The sequence below is a fragment of the Clostridium sp. LS genome (assembly GCF_002760435.1).
Taxonomy (GTDB): Bacteria; Bacillota; Clostridia; order Clostridiales; family Clostridiaceae; genus Clostridium.
Genome location: NZ_AUUU01000259.1, coordinates 1 through 19,949, shown reverse-complemented (window position 1 = coordinate 19,949; position 19,949 = coordinate 1). Strand labels below are relative to the sequence as shown.

16 protein-coding genes and 1 pseudogene are annotated in these 19,949 nt (G+C 29.0%); 13 read left to right on the top strand and 4 right to left on the bottom strand.

What is annotated here, in order from left to right; translation table 11 throughout:
* The first annotated feature begins 300 nt into the window (after positions 1-300).
* The gene (locus COL3_RS27990; protein ID WP_008427441.1) at positions 301-1,593 is read left to right on the top strand and encodes a hemolysin family protein; all 1,293 of its coding nucleotides are present in this window, start codon (positions 301-303) and stop codon (positions 1,591-1,593) included.
* A gap of 77 nt (positions 1,594-1,670) precedes the next feature.
* Here COL3_RS27990 and COL3_RS27985 read toward each other — a convergent pair whose 3' ends face one another.
* A complete protein-coding gene (locus tag COL3_RS27985; RefSeq protein WP_008427443.1) occupies positions 1,671-2,237 on the bottom strand; it encodes a flavodoxin family protein in 567 nt (188 codons plus the stop codon).
* Positions 2,238-2,368: 131 nt separating this feature from the next.
* Here COL3_RS27985 and COL3_RS27980 point away from each other — a divergent pair, with 131 nt between their 5' ends.
* Positions 2,369-3,190, top strand: coding sequence for a helix-turn-helix transcriptional regulator (locus COL3_RS27980; protein WP_008427446.1), 822 nt, complete (start codon positions 2,369-2,371; stop codon positions 3,188-3,190).
* Positions 3,191-3,445: 255 nt separating this feature from the next.
* Here COL3_RS27980 and COL3_RS27975 read toward each other — a convergent pair whose 3' ends face one another.
* Positions 3,446-4,117 carry a hypothetical protein gene (locus COL3_RS27975; protein ID WP_008427448.1) on the bottom strand — a complete coding sequence of 224 codons (672 nt, stop codon included), beginning with the start codon at positions 4,115-4,117 and terminating at the stop codon, positions 3,446-3,448.
* 187 nt (positions 4,118-4,304) lie between these two features.
* Positions 4,305-5,207, bottom strand: a complete 903-nt coding sequence (locus tag COL3_RS27970) for an AraC family transcriptional regulator (protein WP_008427449.1) — start codon at positions 5,205-5,207, stop codon at positions 4,305-4,307.
* A gap of 197 nt (positions 5,208-5,404) precedes the next feature.
* Here COL3_RS27970 and fabF point away from each other — a divergent pair, with 197 nt between their 5' ends.
* From fabF to helD, 4 genes are all read left to right on the top strand, one after another.
* Positions 5,405-6,640 carry a beta-ketoacyl-ACP synthase II gene (fabF, locus tag COL3_RS27965; RefSeq protein ID WP_008427451.1) on the top strand — a complete coding sequence of 412 codons (1,236 nt, stop codon included), beginning with the start codon at positions 5,405-5,407 and terminating at the stop codon, positions 6,638-6,640.
* A gap of 245 nt (positions 6,641-6,885) precedes the next feature.
* Entirely contained in the window at positions 6,886-9,237 is a 2,352-nt protein-coding gene (locus COL3_RS27960; protein ID WP_008427454.1) for a TIM-barrel domain-containing protein, read from the top strand.
* A 65-nt stretch (positions 9,238-9,302) separates the two neighbouring features.
* The gene (locus COL3_RS27955) at positions 9,303-10,208 is read left to right on the top strand and encodes a PhzF family isomerase (protein WP_008427456.1); all 906 of its coding nucleotides are present in this window, start codon (positions 9,303-9,305) and stop codon (positions 10,206-10,208) included.
* A gap of 321 nt (positions 10,209-10,529) precedes the next feature.
* Positions 10,530-12,800, top strand: coding sequence for an RNA polymerase recycling motor HelD (gene helD / locus COL3_RS27950; RefSeq protein ID WP_035284134.1), 2,271 nt, complete (start codon positions 10,530-10,532; stop codon positions 12,798-12,800).
* A 369-nt stretch (positions 12,801-13,169) separates the two neighbouring features.
* Here helD and COL3_RS27945 read toward each other — a convergent pair whose 3' ends face one another.
* The gene (locus COL3_RS27945) at positions 13,170-13,958 is read right to left on the bottom strand and encodes a type II CAAX endopeptidase family protein (RefSeq protein ID WP_008427461.1); all 789 of its coding nucleotides are present in this window, start codon (positions 13,956-13,958) and stop codon (positions 13,170-13,172) included.
* 722 nt (positions 13,959-14,680) lie between these two features.
* On the opposite strand from COL3_RS27945, the gene COL3_RS27940 reads away from it, so the two are divergent.
* The 7 genes and pseudogenes from COL3_RS27940 (at position 14,681) to COL3_RS27915 (ending at position 19,767) form a co-directional block, all read left to right on the top strand.
* On the top strand, positions 14,681-15,193 hold the full coding sequence (locus tag COL3_RS27940) for a hypothetical protein (RefSeq protein ID WP_008427463.1): 513 nt from the start codon (positions 14,681-14,683) through the stop codon (positions 15,191-15,193).
* 631 nt (positions 15,194-15,824) lie between these two features.
* The gene (locus tag COL3_RS27935) at positions 15,825-16,844 is read left to right on the top strand and encodes a CAP domain-containing protein (RefSeq protein ID WP_008427465.1); all 1,020 of its coding nucleotides are present in this window, start codon (positions 15,825-15,827) and stop codon (positions 16,842-16,844) included.
* 226 nt (positions 16,845-17,070) lie between these two features.
* A complete protein-coding gene (locus tag COL3_RS27930) occupies positions 17,071-18,060 on the top strand; it encodes a Gfo/Idh/MocA family oxidoreductase (protein ID WP_008427466.1) in 990 nt (329 codons plus the stop codon).
* Between the two features lie 90 nt (positions 18,061-18,150).
* Positions 18,151-18,276 (top strand): annotated as a pseudogene (locus tag COL3_RS28480) (family 1 glycosylhydrolase); the annotation flags it as partial.
* A 155-nt stretch (positions 18,277-18,431) separates the two neighbouring features.
* Positions 18,432-18,848, top strand: a complete 417-nt coding sequence (locus tag COL3_RS27925) for a hypothetical protein (protein ID WP_008427468.1) — start codon at positions 18,432-18,434, stop codon at positions 18,846-18,848.
* A gap of 17 nt (positions 18,849-18,865) precedes the next feature.
* A complete protein-coding gene (locus COL3_RS27920) occupies positions 18,866-19,207 on the top strand; it encodes a hypothetical protein (protein ID WP_008427470.1) in 342 nt (113 codons plus the stop codon).
* Positions 19,208-19,275: 68 nt separating this feature from the next.
* Positions 19,276-19,767: a peptidoglycan recognition family protein gene (locus COL3_RS27915; protein WP_008427473.1), complete on the top strand. Its 492-nt coding sequence runs from the start codon at positions 19,276-19,278 to the stop codon at positions 19,765-19,767.
* Positions 19,768-19,949 lie beyond the last annotated feature (182 nt).

Sequence of the window (19,949 nt, the reverse complement as noted above, 5' to 3'; positions counted from 1 at the left end):
TATTAAACAGAAGAATTGTTTTATGCCTTTTTTATTAATATAAATGATATAATTAATCTCAATATAGGTAAAAATGAAGTATATGTTCTATATTTTTTATTATTTTGTACTAAAAGCATTACATTAGCAATATACATAGATTTGCATACGTTTAATTTTAAATTTAAAATCAAAAAAAATAATTATTTAACCTTATCTTAAAATTTAATAAATAATATGTGGTATAATATTACTTATTATTTAAGATAGTATTAAGTAGTATATTTACTACATCAACTTAGGAGGGAAACTATCAATATTATGATTATTATAACAAATATTATCATTGTAATTTTTTTAGTATTTATGAATGGTTTTTTTGTAGCAACAGAATTTGCAATGGTAAAGGTAAGAAAATCTAGGATAGAAACCTTATCTCTTGAAGGAGATAAAAATGCTATACATACTTTAAGAGTTGTTACAGACTTAAATGCGTATTTATCTGCTTGTCAACTAGGAATAACTCTAGCTTCTTTAGGTTTAGGTTGGGTTGGAGAGCCAACGCTCGCAGATATGTTAAGACCATTAATTAATTTATTTAATCTACCAGAAATTACGTTACACTCAATTGCAGTTGTTTTAGGATTTTCTATCATAACTGGACTTCATATTGTTCTTGGAGAGTTAGCTCCTAAATCATTAGCAATTATAAATACAGAAAAAATAGCTTTGTATACAGCTTTGCCGCTTATAGCATTTTATAAGCTAACTTATCCAATAATGTGGACTTTTAATCATAGTACAAATTTAGTATTAAAGATATTTGGAATTTCACAGATTGATGAGCAGGAAGCTGCTCATACAGATGAAGAAATAAAGCTTTTGGTTGAGGATAGCTATAAGCATGGTTTAATAGATCAAACAGAATTAACTTTTGTAGATAATATATTTGATTTTTCGGAGAAAACTGTAAGAGAAATCATGATACCTCGAACTGATATGGCATGTATTTTTATTGAGGATACCTTTGATGAAATTGTAGAGTTTGTTTTAGAAGAACAATTAACAAGATATCCAGTATGTAGAGATAGTAAAGACAATGTTATTGGGTTTATCCATATTAAGGACTTATTTAAGCTTAAATTTGAAAGTAATGAAAATATAGAAGGAATTATTAGAGAAATAAAGTTTGTTCCTGAATCATTATCAATAAGTGAATTATTTAAAACTTTTAAAGAAGAAAAGGCTCAAATGGCAATAATTATTGATGAATTTGGTGGAACATCAGGACTTGTAACTACTGAGGATATATTAGAAGAAATAGTTGGAGAAATTCAAGATGAATTTGACGATGATGGTGAGGAAGATATAAGAGAAACTGAAAACGGCAGCTATGTTGTAGATGGAAAGGTTCTTCTTGATGATATTAACGAATTATTGGAAATAGATATCGAAGATGAAAATATAGATACTATTGGAGGGTGGGTCTATTTTCAGCTAGGATCATATCCGAAAGTAAAGGAAAAAGTTATCTATGAAAATTATGAATTTATAATTTTAAAATGTGATAGAAAAAGAATAAGTAAAGTATTGATAAAAAAGATAAGTAAATAATATTTTTGAATGGCCCTTTTAGTTAATGATTTAAATTTCAAACTAAAAGGGCCTTCTTTGAAAAAATAATAATTTATTTAAGAAAGATGCTTACTAATGTATTCTTTGCATTTGTCTTTAATTTTATCTGCTTTATCTGGGTACTTGTCATAATCATCTGGATTCCGTAATCCTGGCAAGACAATCATATCAATTACATTAAAACCTAGAAAAATCATAGAATTTTTAATATGTTCAAAGTAAGCTTCAAATAACTTTTCATCAGCTGAGGCTTGTGTAAAAACTAAAATCAGTTTCTTATCCTTTATATCAGAAGGTCTATCAAAATGAAAAAATGGATAAAGTCGTTCCATAAATAATTTAGTTTGTGAAGAAACTTGCCACATATATATTGGTGAGCTAAGAATTACTAAATCAGATTCTAAAATCTTTTTAGAGATTATGGTCATATCATCCTCAATTATACATTGATTATCATTTGTTTTGCAGTTATAACAAGATTTGCAATTTGTAATTTGTAGATTACAAAGCTGGATTAATTCAGTAGTATGGTTGCTTTTATTAAAAAAATCTAAGTAAGTACTTAGGACATGATGGTTGTTGCCAAACGGCCTTCCACTACCATTTACTGCAATTATATTCATAAGTATACCTCCGTTTACCTTTTTTTATTTTCTGCTTTTAGTATAATTTAGTTAGGGATAATTTAACAAGTTTACAAATTATACTATTATAAAAGCTAATAGGATATTTTTTAGGAAGGAATAAGTTTAATATGAATAATGAACAAAGATATAAAGAATTAAGCCAATTCTTAAAATCTAGAAGAAATAAGATTTCACCAACTCAAGTTGGATTACCTTACGGAAATAGGAGAAGAACTTTGGGGCTAAAGCGTGAGGAAGTTGCTCAATTGGCAAATGTTAGCTTGACTTGGTATACTTGGCTTGAACAAAATCGGCCAATAAAGGTATCAGAACAGGTTCTAGAAAATATTGGACAGGCTCTTTTATTAAATGAAACTGAAATGCAATATATTTTTTCACTAGCTCAATTAACCATGCCAAAGCCAAAATTGTTGCGAGAACCTCAATTTATTAGTAACGTATTTCAGAATATACTTAATAAATTGGAGCCATATCCTTCATTCGCTTCAGATCAATATTGGAACGTTATTGGCTGGAATAATACTGCGAAAGTTATTTTTGGTGATTTTGATAAAATGAATGGGAGAGAGAGAAATACAATATGGAGAATGTTTACTAATCCTAAATATAAGGAATTATTTGTAGAATGGAATAAGGTTGCAAAGTGGATAGTTGCTCAATTTAGGCTTTCATGTAGTATTTATACAGGTGATCAATGGTTTAATAATTTTATTAAAGAATTGATAGAGGAGAGCCCTGAATTTAAGAAACTGTGGCTGGATCATAATGTAGCATTTGAACAAGAATTTAGGAAAAAGCTGATAATAGACGGATTAGGTGAGTTGAACTTTGATTTTACCAGTTTTGATTTATCAAGTAACCCTCAAATTAAAATTGCAGTTCATACACCTTCAGACAAAGAAACGACAGATAAACTGTACAAAATATAGATTTGCTTTCCATTGTACTTGTTTTATTTTTTTGGGTTTTATAAATATTATGAAATTTAAGAAGGCACTAAAGTAGATATTAAGCTCAAAAATAGAATTCAGATTCTGTGAAAATTGGATATAAGTAAGCTGAAAAATCTTGGTATCTACGCTACAAATTATTAGATATCAAGATTTTTTGAGCTTTATCAAAAGAAAAATAATGATGAGAAAAATCATTGTTGAAATATTTTAAAAGCTTTTATCCTCCAATAATCATTTGTTTTTCTTATTGTTATGAAATTTTAGGTTTGTTATAGAAGTATTTTTGTCTGCCGCTGAAGAGTTCATTACGTTATCTAGGAAATGTATATAAAGAATATCGAAAATTGAGCAGAAGATTCCGAGTATAAGGACTAATTTGCATCCCCAGATAATACCATATAAAATTGTAGGAGCTAAAGTACCAACCCATTTATTTATAGCAATGAATAAACTCTGACCTTTTGTATCTGTTCTTTGAACAAGCATAATAATAAATAATACAGACATTATAAGGTTTTGAATAAATGCTGAGTAAACTTTTCCTAGTTCATTGAATTCAACAACAAAAAAGTATTGAATTACAAAGGACATTATAAATATAATTATAGTCCAAGGAATGAAATATTCTTTACTTGTTTGTTTAGGAAAATACTTTTTTCCATATAACAGGTAGGTACAAATGATAAAAAAATCTAATAATAACCAAACTAAAATAATACATGTTTGAACACTAGGAAAATTAGTTTTTAAACCAAGGTAGGAATGGAGTGCTTCCCAAGAAAAGTTAAGTGCTAATGCAATAAATGGCATTCCATAAGTTTTTTCTTTAAAACCAAGATAAATCATTTGGAGATAAACTAATGTCCAACAGAATCCAGTTACTAATAACAGAGTAAGTTCCATGAGATTTTTCCTCCCTAAAATTTTTAAAAGGCCACAATTAAATCTCTATTAATTAAGTTGTTAATATACAATATTCAGTCTTAACTAAAACTAGAATTGCATTCATGTAGAATTTTTAGATATTATATTAATAGATTTAATTTTGTATTGTTTATTATGGAAAATGGAGTTAGTCAAAAAAAACATTTTAGACCAACTCCATTTTTCTTTCAATATCTTTTATTGGTTGATAAACATATAATTCGCAGTAATTATCCTTTGATATTGAACTATCTATATATTCAAATCTAAAGGTATCAGCAAATTCATAACCAGAATTGAAAATCCATTTTCTATATAACTGAACGAGTAAACGTCCTAAATGTCTCCCGTTAAGATCATCAGGTCGAAAAAAACCTACCAAGCGAAAAACTACATATTTATGAGAAGGTATAGAGATACTTGTCATTCCTTCAGGAATATAATTGCAGTCAGACACTTGGACACTTGGAACATAATAAATAAACTCATCACTGCCCCAGTCTGTAAATCCATAATATTCATGAGGGTTTATTATACTACGGATGCTATCTTTATGATTATAAAAAAAATCTCTTCCATATGCATTAGCGCTTTTATCACCAGATTTACTTAATATCTTGTGCTTAATACCAATTAAATTAAATTTCTGTTTAAATACAAAGTGTGGAGTATAAGTAACGGTATTGCCTAAAGATAAAATATCATTTACATTAATTTTTTCTTTAAGTATTAAGCTAATTGAAGTTTGTTCTGATCTTACTTTTAGTGGTGTGCACCCAAAACTTTTCTTAAAAGCCCTAATATAAGACTGCTCATAGTCAAATCCGTAATTTAAAGCTATATCTATAACTCTCATGTTAGTACTAATAAGTTCGTTAATACTAGAGGTTAACTTTCGTGCTTGAACATATTCTATGATAGATTCTCCTGTTAAAGATTTAAAAATTCTATGTAGATAATATTTTGATATCCCTGTGTGGAGAGATATATCATCTAAAGAAATTTTGTTATAAAGATTATTTTCAATATAATCTATAGTTTCAATAATAGTTTCTTTTAAGTCTTTCATAATTAAACACCTTTTTATAAATAGTTATCATATTAAAAAGCAATATCTGTTCATTTTAATGAGTAATTTCCATTAAAATAATATTAAAGGTTATTTGTGTTCATTTTATTTATTATATCTATTATAACCATTAAAGTAAATACTATGAAAATTTAAAATATTAATACTATTTTATGAAATTGGAAAGGAGTTTAATAATGAACAGGAGAGTAGTTATTACAGGTGTAGGCGCAGTTTCATCTCTTGGAATTGGCGCAGATAAACTTTGGCAAAACATAAAACTTGGGAAATGTGGAATTAGTAAAATTGAAAGAGTTGATGTTTCTGATATACCAACGAAAGTTGCTTCAGAAGTAAAAGATTTTAATCCTGAAGACTTTATGGACAAAAAGGAAGCTAAGAGAACAGATAGATTTGCACAATTTGCTTTAGCATCAGCTCAAATGGCAATGGAAAACTCGAAACTTGATTTGGAGAAAATTAATAAAGAAAGATTGGGAGTAATAATTGGAAGTGGTACAGGTGGAATAGAAACTGTAGAAAACCAGTGCAACGAATTTCTAGCAAAAGGCTACAGAAGAGTCAGCCCATTTTTAGTGCCTATGATGATATGCAATATGGCTTCAGGACTTGTTGCGATAAAATTTGGAGCAAAAGGTTATAATGAGTGTACAGTGACAGCATGTGCTTCTTCTTCTAATGCAATTGGGGATGCGTTTAAAGTAATTCAAAGGAATGATGCAGATATTATGATTGCAGGAGGAGCAGAGGCATCTGTTACAAGGCTTACCTTAGCAGGTTTTTGTACAATGAAAGCAATGACAACAAATCCTAATCCGGAAACAGCAAGCAGGCCATTTGATATAGATAGAAATGGATTTATATTGGGTGAAGGCTCCGGGGTTTTAATACTTGAAGAACTTGAGCATGCCTTAAATAGAGGAGCAAATATTATTGCAGAAATAGTCGGATATGGATGTACAAATGATGCCTACCATATAACTGCTCCAGCTGAAGGTGGAGAAGGAGCAGCCAGGTGCATGAAGCTTGCTATTGAAGATGCTGAAATAATGCCATCTGAAATTGGCTATATAAATGCTCATGGAACATCTACTAAAGCAAATGATAAAAATGAAACTGCAGCAATTAAATCTGTTTTTGGAGAATATGCATACAAACTTCCGATTAGTTCTACAAAATCAATGACAGGGCACCTTTTAGGAGCATCAGGTGCAATTGAAGCAATTATAACTGCATTAGCCCTAAAAGATGGATTCTTACCGCCAACCATAAATTATAAAAATCCAGATCCAGAATGTGATTTATACTACGTACCTAACGAAGGAAAGAATGCCGAGTTTAATTATGCATTAAGTAATTCTTTTGGTTTTGGCGGACATAATGCAGCACTCGTTTTAAAAGCATTTAGGTAATTAATTTTACGATATTTTTTATTATAATATATTTTGAACTATAGAGTGGAGATATCGAAACTGCCTAATTAAAGAAGTTTTGATATGCTCCTTTCTTTTTTTTGTTGACCATTAAATAAAAATTGCTAATTTAATTTTAGGATATTATCAACTTATAAAAAAATAGATAAATGCATGAAAACGATTGAATCAATTGTAAAAAAAGGTATAATATATTTGGAAATATATTATAGGGGAGGTACATGATGAGAAAAGTTTTACGTAAGAAATGGTTTAGTGGAGCATTGGGAATAATAATTATTATAACGATTATAAGTATTATTTTTTTTCGTGCTAAAAGCGAACCGAAAGTAGAGGGCGATATAATTACAATTCCAGTAAATAGAGATCAGCTGGTAATTCAGGTATGTACAGATAATATACTTAAGTTACATTACTTACCTTTGGGGAAAAGTACGCCTGATACCAAAGTTGTAGGGAAAACTAGTTGGTCACCAGTAGAAGCTTCTATAGACATAAAGTCTAATCCAATGGTTATTAAAACCAAAAGTATGATTATTGAAATTGATAAGAAAAGCGAAGCGATATCTGTCTTTGATAGTAATAGCAAATTGTTGCTTAAAGAGGGGGAGATAACAAGCTTATCAAATGGAAACTTGGAATTTACCCACGATGATGGACAAAATTTTTATGGAATAGGCGCATATACAGCAAATGATAGCCCGAAGGGAATTATAAGAAAGAATTCGGTTAATATTACTGCAGGTACTCAAGGCTATGCGGGAGGACCTCTGGTATGGAGTACAAGTGGTTATGGAGTTCTCGTGGACTCAGATGGAGGAATCTTTAAAATAGGTAACAATGACTTAAAATTCGGTAACGGTTCCAAGGATGATGTTAACTGTTTTATAATGGTGGGAGAAACAAAGAGTATAATGGCATCAATTTCTGAAATCTCGGGTAAATCTCCAATGTTTCCTAAGTGGGCAACAGGGTTTACAAATAGTGAATGGGGAATTGATGAAAAAGAATTGACGAGTATTGTTGATACTTATAGACAGAAACAAATACCAATAGATAATTATACTTTAGATTTTGATTGGAAAAATTGGGGGGAGGACAATTACGGTGAGTTCAGATGGAATACAGACAAATTTCCAGATGGGCCATCAGGAAAACTTAGTGATATGATGGCTGATAAAGGAGTAAAGTTAACAGGAATAATGAAGCCAAGAATTCATGTAGATACTGAAGAAGGTAGGTATGCAGATGAACATAAATTATGGTTGGAGAGTAAAGGTTCATCAACTGATTATTTTTCAAAAAAGATAGTTAAAGACATTGACTTCTCAAAGGGTGAAGCAAGAGATTGGTTTTTTGAACATACAAAGGATGCTCTTAATAGTGGATTAGTAGGATGGTGGAATGATGAGGCAGATGAAAGATCACCGAATTTTCAATTTTTGAATATGGAAAAAGCCCTTTACGAAGGTCAAAGGAAAACAACAAATATGAGAGTGTGGTCAATAAATAGGAATTTCTATTTAGGAGCACAAAAGTATGCATATGGTATGTGGTCTGGAGATATCAATACAGGCTTTCTTTCGATGGCTGGTCAAAGAGATAGAATGCTTTCTTCGATTATTTTAGGAGAGAATAAGTGGGGGATGGATACTGGTGGCTTTAACGGAGGAAATCCGAGTCCAGAAAACTATGCTAGATGGATGGAATTTAGTGCGTTTACACCAATTTTTAGGGTACATGGGCAGATGAATCAGCAAAGACAGCCTTGGGTATTTGGCGAAAAAGCTGAAGCGGCAGCTACAAAAGCAATAAGATTTAGATACTCACTAATACCATATATTTATACTTATGATAGACAAGCCTATGATAATGGTATTGGTCTTGTAAGGCCGCTAATATTTGATTATCCAGAAGATAACAATGTGGCAAACAATGTGGAATCTTGGATGTTTGGAGATTATATGCTTGTTTCACCTGTAGTTAAGCAAGATCAAAAGGAAAAAGATATAGATTTACCTAAAGGAAATTGGATAGATTATTTTAAAGGAACTAAATATGATGGAGGACAAACAATAAAATATTCCATAAACAACGAGACTTGGGATGATATTCCTATCTTTGTTAAAAAAGGAGCAATAATACCATCTTACTCAAAACCAATTCAGTATGTAGAAGAAAAAGTTGATACTTTATTTATAGATACATTTCCTGATAAAGAGATGACATCATTTAAATATTACGATGATGACGGAAAGACCTATAACTATGAAAACGGAGAATATTTCATGCAAGATATGCATACTCAAGATAAAGGCGATGTTATCAGTTTTAATATAAACAGTAAAATTGGAAGTTTCACTCCTGATACTAAGTACTATATAGTTAAAGTACATAGTGATCCAGGCAAAGAGGTCAAACTTAATGGGCAAAGCCTTAAGGCTGCTTCATCAGTTGGTGATGTAGAAAATTCATCAGATGAAATATGGACAAATTCTACAGATATTTATGGTGATGTTACGTGCATTAAGGTTAAGGCTGGAGAAGAAAAAGCTATAGAGATAGTGGTGAAATAATTAACCTAAATATAATATGGTATAATTGATGGTAAATAGAGAGTATGTAATATTTAGGAGGAATTATGGCAAGAGAGTATGCTTTATATCAGGTAGATTCATTTACAAAAGAGAAGTTTGCGGGAAACCCCGCTGGAGTAGTAACAAATGCTGATGATTTAACAGAAGAAGAAATGCAAAAAATAGCTAGAGAGCTTAATAATTCTGAAACAGCATTTATCATACCTTCCAATAATAATGAGTATGATGTTCTAGTAAGATTTTTTACGCCTTTAAAAGAAGTTCCGATTTGCGGACATGCTACTATTGCTGCACATTATGTTTATGCAATAGAAAATAAAATGAATTCAGTAAGGATTTACCAAAAAACAGGTGCAGGAGTATTGCCGGTTGATATATTAAAAGAAGATAATGATTATATGATAACTATGACTCAAGGTGAAATTCAGTTTGGCGATATTATTGAAGGAGAGGAGAAAAAGATTCTTTTTGAAGCACTTAATATTGGCGAGGATAATTTGATGGAAAATTACCCGATTCAAATTGTTTCAACGGGTCATTCAAAGGTTATGGTAGGTATAAAAAATATTGAAATTTTGAATGGATTAAATCCTAACTATGATGTTCTTTCTAAACTAAGTGACAAAATTAAGTGTAATGGGTATTATGTTTTTACAACCGAATCTCAAGAGAGTGATATTTTAATAAACGGTAGAATGTTTGCTCCAGCTATAGGTATTAATGAGGATCCTGTTACTGGCAATGCCAATGGACCTTTAGGAGCGTATCTTGTTCATCATAAACTTATCAAACATAATAATTCTGTGTTTAAATTTAAGGCAAAACAAGGCGAAGCTATAAAACGAACAGGAATTATTGAAGTTGAAGTAAAGATTGAAGATAAAGAACCTATTGAGGTTAAGATTTCAGGGAATGCTGTAATAGTATTTAAGACAGAATTGTTTTTATGATATTTTTGAGACTTAGATGAATCTGAAATACTACAGGTAAACCAATCATCTTTATCCCCAATTTAGTGGAGAGAATAAACTTTTTACTAAAATATCCTATATTACTGTAGTGGATATTAATTATATATATTACCAAGGGAAGTTCAAATGAGCTTCCTTTAAAAGTCCTTAAAGGTAAAAATAAAATCCAATAATAAAAAATTAGTTATGTTGGTTATCAACCGATAATATTATGATATAATACCTAATTATAGAAATTTATTATAATGAAAGGGAAAGTATAATGAATTTGCTGTTTATCATTATATAGTATGTGCGGATATGGATTTAAGTTTGAAGGAAGAAAGAGAAACTTTACTACAGAAAAGAGAAATAATATTTCAAGAACTGAAGGATAAAAAAATAAAAGTAGAAGAAGTAAGGAAAAAACTCATTTCTTTAAAAAAAGAAGTTAAAGGAGGCTATAGTGAAGAAAAACAAGCTAACGAAAGAATATTTAGTCACTTATCTCAGAATATCGAAAAATATGAAGAAGCGTTAAGTGAACCTTATTTTGGAAGAGTTGACTTTAGGGAAAATAAGGAGTTTACTGAAAGTATATATATTGGAAAAAAGGGCATTAGTAACAGTAAGGATGGGGAAGAGGTTGTAGTTGACTGGAGAGCACCAGTTGCAGATCTTTATTACAGCGGAACTGGCGGAGAAGCTTATTATAAAGCTCCAAATGGAATAATCGAGGGGCATTTAGAATTAAAAAGAAAATTTCTATTTAAGAATAATGATATAGAAAGATTATTTGATGAAGGAATAAACGAAATTATAATCAATGAAGAAGAAGGACAAAACTTAGTCGATGAATTCTTAAAAATAAATCTTGAAGAAACCAGAGGAAAGAAACTAAAAGAAGTTGTTGCCACAATTCAGCGTGAGCAAAATGAAATAATAAGGTGGCCTAAAAATATACCTATAATAGTGCAAGGATCAGCAGGTTCTGGGAAGACCACCATAGCGCTACATAGATTGGCGTATCTTATTTATAGATATAAAGAAAGTATGAGCGGAGATGAAATTTTAGTATTGGCCCCCAATAAATTATTTTTAAATTATATTTCAGATATTTTACCTAGTCTTGGAGCGGAAGAAGTAAAGCAAAGTACTTTTGAAGAAATGGTATTATCAAAGTTGAAATTAAAGGGGAAAATATATAATAAGGATGAAAAATTATTAAATATTATAGAAGAAAAAGATGAGCAGTTGAAAAAGCTTATAGTAAACTCCAGTAAAGTAAAAGGTACTATGTTGTTTAAAACAATGCTAGATAGATATATTTCTCTAGTTGAGAAAAATGCAATTAATATAAGCCATATTAAAGTCGGAAATGAAATACTATTTGATAAAAAAGAAATAACAAGATTATATATTAATGATTTAAAATCTTATCCTATTAATAGGAGAAAAGATGAAATAAAGAGATATTTAAGCTTAAAAATTAAAGATAGAATATCAAGTTTACTAATTGAAATAGATGATGAATGGGAAAAAAAGATTAGGCAAATAAGAAGAGAAAATGATGATTCACCAGAACGAAGAAAATTGCTTATAGAGTTATATGGAGAAAGGGACAAAATTAAAGAGAATGTAAAAAGCAATAGTAAAAGAGAGTTTAATAATTATTTTAAAGGTTGGAAAGATGTAAATTCAAAGGATATTTATTATAATTTTTATAATGATGACTTATTTGAAACAGCGACTAATAATAAAATTCCTAAAATTTTATCAGATTATATGAAACAAGAATTTAATAATAATTTTCAAAAAAATATAATTGATGAAGATGACTTACCAGCACTTGCGTATATAAGAATTTTACTTGAGGGAATAGACGAGGAAGAGAAATATAAATATATAGTGGTAGATGAAGCTCAAGACTATAGTCCATTTCAAGTATATTTAGTCAATAACTTTGTTAAAGGGAATGCTTTAACCTTAGTCGGAGATTTGGCACAAGGAATTTATTATTACAAAGGTTTAAAAACTTGGGAGGACATAACAAATCAAGTTTTTGATAGCAACGCTACTTATATTCAATTAACTCAAAGCTATAGATCTACTGTTGAAATAATTGATTTTGCTCAGAAAGCGCTACAAGTTCAAAATTTAGGTCTTAAAAATGCAAAACCAGTCTTAAGGCACGGTAAACAGCCTAAAGCAATAAAAATTAGAAATGATAATGAGTATATTTCTACTATTGAGAAGATCATTCAGGATGTGCACGGCTATGGAAAACGTACAATAGCAATAATAACAAAAGATAGATTACAAGGTGAAGAAATTTATAAGATCTTAAATAAGAAAATCAAATTTACTTTTGAATTAATATTAGGGAAAGAAAAAGAAATAAAGGAAGAATTAATAATCATTCCATCATATTTAACAAAAGGATTGGAATTCGACTGCACTATAATATTAAATCCTAGTGAAGATAATTATAAAGAAAATACTCTAGATGAAAGGCTGTTATATGTTTCATTAACTAGAGCTCTGCACCTAGAATATATAATTGAAAAAGATGCAGTTACAAAACTGATATAGACTCTATTAAGATTAGTATATAAAAAGAGATGGCTTACTTAGGGGAATAAGCCATCTCTTTTTTACTATTATTGGATATAGTCAAGTGTAAAGTTTCAGGGATTAGGGTAAATATGCCTTATCGCTTTACAAGAATTATTATAAATTATTAATGTTACATATTTGTTACAGACTTATAAAATAAATATAAATTAAAGATAAAATAGGAAAAAATGAATGACTTACTAGGAAGTAATAAGTCATTCAGACATAGATTATTAAATTATTTAATGAAGGAAACATTAATGAAAAATGTTTATAAGTTAATTATAAAGTTAATTTGTGACAAAATTATGTCATTATTTATAAAAGTTAAATAAAACAAAAAATTTAGTATTTTGAAAATTTTCTATGGGCATAAAGTGCAAAGAGGCATAAGAAAATTAAACCAAATAAACATTGACCGTTAATTAGTAATACTCTTCCTATAATAATTCCATTTGAAGAATTTTTATAGGTTTCTCCAAGAACGGCTACATTTATATTTACCCATAATACATGCATAACACTTGGGAGTATAACATTTTGTGATAAAGTATAGAGGTAGGTGAAAGCATAATTTAATGCGAAAAATGCTGCGCATTGAACTAGTATATATAATAATGCTGTACCTCCACCGTGATGTAGATTTAATATAATAAATGCAGGCATGTTGTAAAGCACCCAAATAATGCCGACGGCTAAATGAGCTTTTTTTATATTATATTTTTTAATAAGTCTAGGTAATAAATATCCTCTCCAACCATACTCTTCAAACAAGCCCCCAATAAAAAGAACTATAGATGCTAAAATAAGTTTTAATATGTTAATTATAGCATAATGCCAATCTTGAGATAGAGTCCCCTTTTTAGTATAAAGGGCAAGAAATGCACAAAGTGAAATTATGCAAAGTGGATAAAGGATTGCAAAAAACAAACTTTTAATCGAAACTTTGTAAAAAAAAGGTTTGAATAATTCTTTTAAGGATTTAAATTCTGCTAAAGTAGCAACTATGGCTGCAAATGCAGGGACCATCATAACTATAATTAATGATCCTATATTCGCTTTAGGTAAAAAGATTATACTTATAAAGTATGCTAAAGAAAAAGTGATTGATAAAAATAATTTCTCATATTTCATTTTTGTACTCCTCAAATTATGTAAAATGAAAATATTAGCCATTTAAATGGTATAACTATATTTAAATTTTGTAAATATAAATTTATTATTATAATTTTATTGAATTCTACAAAATCAGACGAATTGAATTTAGTAGAGCTTTTGATTAGGTATAGCATTCTGGAATACTATGCTTAAAATAAACAGGATAACTAATATTTGGATAACATTACGATGAAATAATTAAAATTATTTGAAAATTATTATTACTTTGTTTGAAAAATAAGGAATATCTTAAATGAAAAAAGTATATACTGTGTAGATACCCCATTCAACTAATACTTAACTTCCTTATTTTATTATTGAGCTGTTTTCAAAATTAGTTTATGAATTTAAAAAAGTATTGATTCATGAAGTATAATCTTGGGAGCAGCTATTTTTATTAAAAAATAATTCTTCGAATGATTTGGGAAAAATACCAAAATGTATTTATTATCTATGAAATATATAGCTAATATGGTAACATTATTGTATAAAATTTCATATGCTTTGTAATATCTACGTTTTTGTAGATATTAAAAATTTACTAAATAAAATATAGTTTATTTACGTATATATTGTTAGTGAAAATTTATAATATTGTGAATAGAAGATGAATTTGCCGGAGTTAATAAGAAGTATAAATTTAAATCAATAATTACAGCATAAATTTTTAATTAATAATTTATGAAAGGAATTTATTTATGAATTATTTTGAATTTAGAGATGTGTATTTAAATATACTTATTAAATTGACAGAAACAACCCATCAAATTTATAGTCAAATTCTAAATGAACTAAATGAAACAAACAAAGATGAACTTTATGATAAATATTTGATTTTAAATTTAATTGAATTTACAAATTCTAAGATTGAGAATTTCATGAATTATTTTGTTGAGGCTGTATCCATCCCCTACGAAGTTGGTATTCTTAAGATTGTAAAAGCTATTTGTAAAATTAATTGCTATTTATATTCTATAAATATAAGAACAGAACAATATACCCCTGAATATAATAAGAAATTTAAGATAATTTATCACATTTATATTGAAGAAGCAAAAAATTTATTTAACCAGTTAGGATATGTTGAAGCTACTATGCTTATAATATCTTCTGATAAATTGTTATGGGAAAGGCAGGATAGTGATTTTTCAATAATAAAAGCTAAATCATTGAAACAGCTAGATGATTATCAGAATAAAAAATTAAGTTGAGTTCACTTTGGATTTTGATAAATGTAATAAATTTATCAAACCTTAATACAAAAAGAATAATATGAAAATATAGTTTAAAGTATTAAAATGAAGGTTGCACCTTATGCGGTTTGCTCTAACTATTTAGTTAGACAAGCTGGATTGAGAGCGGCCTTTTAATATCTATTTAAATAAGTTGGTTTCCAGTATGCTTATCTACTTCAAATTAAGAATAAAGGTTTAATATTTATATGAAGAAATCTATAAATATCAAACTTTTGTTCTTATATTATATTAAATACAATACAATTAATTACAATGCGATAATATGGGATGAACAGAGTGATTAATTTTAATATTATTATAAATATTCTGAAAAAATTATAGGGGTCCAGCCTTGATGGGGCAAGGAGTTGAAGGATATCGTAGTGTATGTTGGAGGAAATAAGAGCAATACAGAGAACGTGCGAGTTGATATAGTATAAGAGTACTAGTTTAAGAATGACTGTGTTGAATAATGTCGAAAAGATAAGTACTATATAGACATAGGCTTGCTTGAAAACAGTAAATACATAAAAAATTAGAAAGAAAATGTTTACTTGTAATAATGAAAAAATAAGGAGCCAAATAAAAATACAAAGGAGAAAAACTAATGAAAAAGAATTTATTAAGAAAGATAGTAACCGCAGTAATTGCTGCTACGACAATAACTAGCTTCTCATCATTAGGAGTATCTGCAGCAACTACTAATTCGACATATGATAATAATTATAATGATTATTATAATTATATGGCGAATAATTTAATGAAAACTGGTTGGGTTATGAATAATGACAATTGGTATTTCTTTAATAATGCTGGAGAAATGCAGACAGGAGTTATTAAAGTTAATGGACAAACTTATTGCTTAAATCAATCAGGCAAAATGGAGATTGGAAAGGTTTTAGTAAACAATAGAGTATATACAACTAACAAAAGTGGACAAGTTGTTGGAGCTAAAGCACCAACAGTAGATAAGGTATTTGATTCAAATAGTAACGTAATAAAAGATAATAATAAAACGTCTACAGTGACTAAAACAAATAGTGGTGCTGGAAAGACAACTACTGGAGGTACAACTAATACTGGAAATACAACTAGTACAAGCACTCCAAGTACTGGAACTAACACAACAACTACTAATGCAGGAAGTACTACAAATTCAGGAAGTACAAGTAATACTGCTACATCTGCAACTTCAATAGATCAACAGGGGTTACCAGCATTACCATCAAATTATTCTATAACTGTACAAGCTGATGCTGAGCAAAAAATTCTTGATTTAATGAATCAAAAAAGAACTGAAGCTGGATTAAAACCATTAGTTTTAGATAATACTTTAATAAAAGTAGCAAGATATAAGAGTGATGACATGATTCAAAATAACTTCTTTGACCACACAAATCCAGACGGAACAAAGTGGACAAACTGGTTGCAAGATTTAGGCTATTCTTATACTTCAGCAGGAGAAAATATTGCGTATAATACTTATGATGCAGTTGAATTATTTACTCAATGGTGGAATTCACCAAGTCATAGAGCAAATATGATGAATTCTTCGTATACTAAAGTTGGTATAGGAGTTCTTTTAGGGAACGGTAAATACATGGGAACTCAAGAATTCTCAAACTAATAATATAAGTACAATTATAAAAGATAAATAATAAGCTAAATAGAACCTAAGGTAGAGTAATAATACCTTAGGTTTTATTGTTTTATAATAAAGATATAATTTAATATTTCAAAAATTTAAGGAAAAAATACTTTAAGATAACAATAGAAAAAGTAAGGTTTAATATAGAGAAAAATTATGTTAACATATTATAAAGTTAACTTATGAAGTATATGGAGGATTGGATATGAAAATAGGTATTGTAGGAGCTGGAATGATTGTTAAAGATTTAATGGCGGCAATTCCACATTTAAAGGATTTAGAATTAGAAGCCATTTGCGGTAGGAAAAGCGGCGAGACTGCAATGAATGAATTAAAGGATAAATATAATATTAAAAATGTTTTTTACGACTATAATGAATTCCTTAATTGTGATTTAGATGCAGTTTACATTGCTTTACCTAATAATCTGCATTTTGAATATGCAAAAAGGGCAATAGAAGCAAATAAAAATGTTATTATTGAAAAACCAATGACATCAACATATAAAGAAGCATTAATATTAAGTGATTTAGCTAGGGAAAGAAAGTTATTTATATTTGAAGCAATTACTAATCAATATCTTCCTAACTATAAAAAAATTAAAGAGCTGCTTCCATCATTAGGGAAAATTAAAATTGTTCAATGCAACTATTCTCAATATTCAAGCAGATATAATAGTTTTAAAGAAGGCAAGGTACTGCCAGCATTTGATCCTAATTTTTCTGGTGGTGCATTAATGGACTTGAACATTTATAATATTCATTATGTAGTTGGTTTATTTGGGAAACCTAAAAATATTGAATATTATCCTAATGTTGAAAAAGACATAGATACATCTGGAGTATTAATATTAGATTATGATAATTTTAAATGTGTTTGCATTGGGGCAAAGGATTGCAAAGCACCTATTGCCAATAATATTCAAGGGGATAAAGGCTGCATATATCAAGATACTCCAGCTAATGTTTGTGAAAGATTTGAGTTATTAATGAATGATGGTACTAGTTTATTAATAAATGAAAATAATTATAATCATCGTATGGTTAATGAATTTATAGAATTTATTGATATGATTAAAAATAATGATTTGGAAAAATGTTATAAAATGTTAGAACATAGTTTGATTGTTAGTGAAGTTCAAACAATTGCTAGAAGTAAAGGCGGAATTGTGTTCCCGGCAGATAATGAGATATAGCGAATCTTATGTATTATTTTAGTTGAGCTATTAGAAGAAGATGGTGTAAAAAATGATTCGATAGTTAAAAGAGGATATTATTTTAACTACGGGGAAATGAAGAAACGTTATGGATTCATATATGTAGATAAAGATAACGAAGGTAATGGAACTTTACAAAGATCTAAGAAAAAATCTTTTGATGGGTACAAAAAAGCTATTGAATCTAACGGATAAGAACTATATAGTTAAATTAAAAGTAATAATCTCAAGAGTTAAATGTAAAATTTTTCAATTGAGATTATTATTTCAAAAGTATGCATAATAAATTTTGACTTTTTATAAAAATATTATTCAATAATTGCAATAACATATAGGTTAGGAGGAAATTAATGAGATTTCTAAGAAATACATTAGGATATTGCTTGGCGGGATTTGTAATAAATTACTTTTGGGGATTCTTCACAAGTAAGTTAGGTGTTTGGGGTTCCTATGGTGCAGCATTATTTCTTACAGGCTCAATGTGGTTTCTAAATCATTATTTAGGTTTAATAAAGAACGATGAAGATTCAGCATTTATTGATATGGGATTAGGTGTTGCTATTTCTTTAGTTGCAAAGGAATACATACTACACGGATTTAATTCTATAGTTGATTCAATGCCGACTTTAGCCTATGTGGCCATTGGTTCAGCATTAGGTGGATATGTGTCAGTCTTAATAGAAAAAAGCATAACAGAAAAAAATAATAAGAAAAACGCTTGTAAACAGGATAATATTAATAGAACCAATTTAGAACTTATTGATTAAAATTTTGAGGTGTGATTATGTCAGGACAAGCTATTATTACAACGGTAATTGGGGCTTTTTTATTTCCACTATGTATTAGGCTTGTGTGGGGGAGACTTGTAAATAGATTTGGAGGAGCAGGTGGATTTTTAGCAGCATTCATTATAGTTGGTACGATTTGGATAATAAATCATGGTATGAAGTATCATTTTATTCAGCAAGGTGAAAGTGGATGGATTGATATGGCTTGGGCAGCTGCTATAGGTGTTTTTACAGCTACGGTCGTTACTGGTGGAAAGGTTAAGAAATCGTTTTGGAACATGGGTGCTGCAGCAGTTGGCGGCATCATAAGTGGAATTATAGTTGTACTTTTAATGTAGTATTAGGAAGTAACAAAAAGAAGGCGTGAAGCATAATGTTTAGTTAGAGTAATAAACTTGGGATAATTATGAGAACTAAAATAAGTTATATAAAAGAGATAATATTCAATAAAAAACCTAAAATTAGAGAAGTGAAATATGAATGGGCACAGCCTTTAGAGCATGACTTTAAGCCTAGAATGATAGTATATCATCATACAGTAGTAATAAATGTTACTCCCCATGAAATAGACAAAACTCATAAGAAAAGAGGCTGGGCTGGAATTGGTTATCATTTTTATATAAGAAAGAATGGAAGAATATATAGAGGAAGACCTGAGAATGTAAGAGGGGCTCATGCAGTAGGTGTAAATAATAGAGCTTTTGGAATCGCTTTAGAGGGGAATTTTAATGAAGAAGAGGTAACTAAAAAGCAAGAAAGAAGTCTTATTGCTTTATCAAAGTACTTAATGAAGAAATACAATATTACAGATCTAAAAAGACATAAAGATGTAAGTAATACAGAGTGCCCCGGAAAAAACTTTCCATTCGAAGTAATTAAAGAAAAATTAAGAGTATAGATTAGTTGAATTAAATAATTAAATATATGAAAGAAAGGTTACTCTTATGTCTAGTTGTTAGGAAATATAACACTATGCATGAGAGTAACCTTTTTTATTCTCTAGAAATTTATATTATTGGATAGCCTGTGGATAACTTATGGAAAAGGCTAGATCAAAAGGCTACGATTGAAAAGAGAATA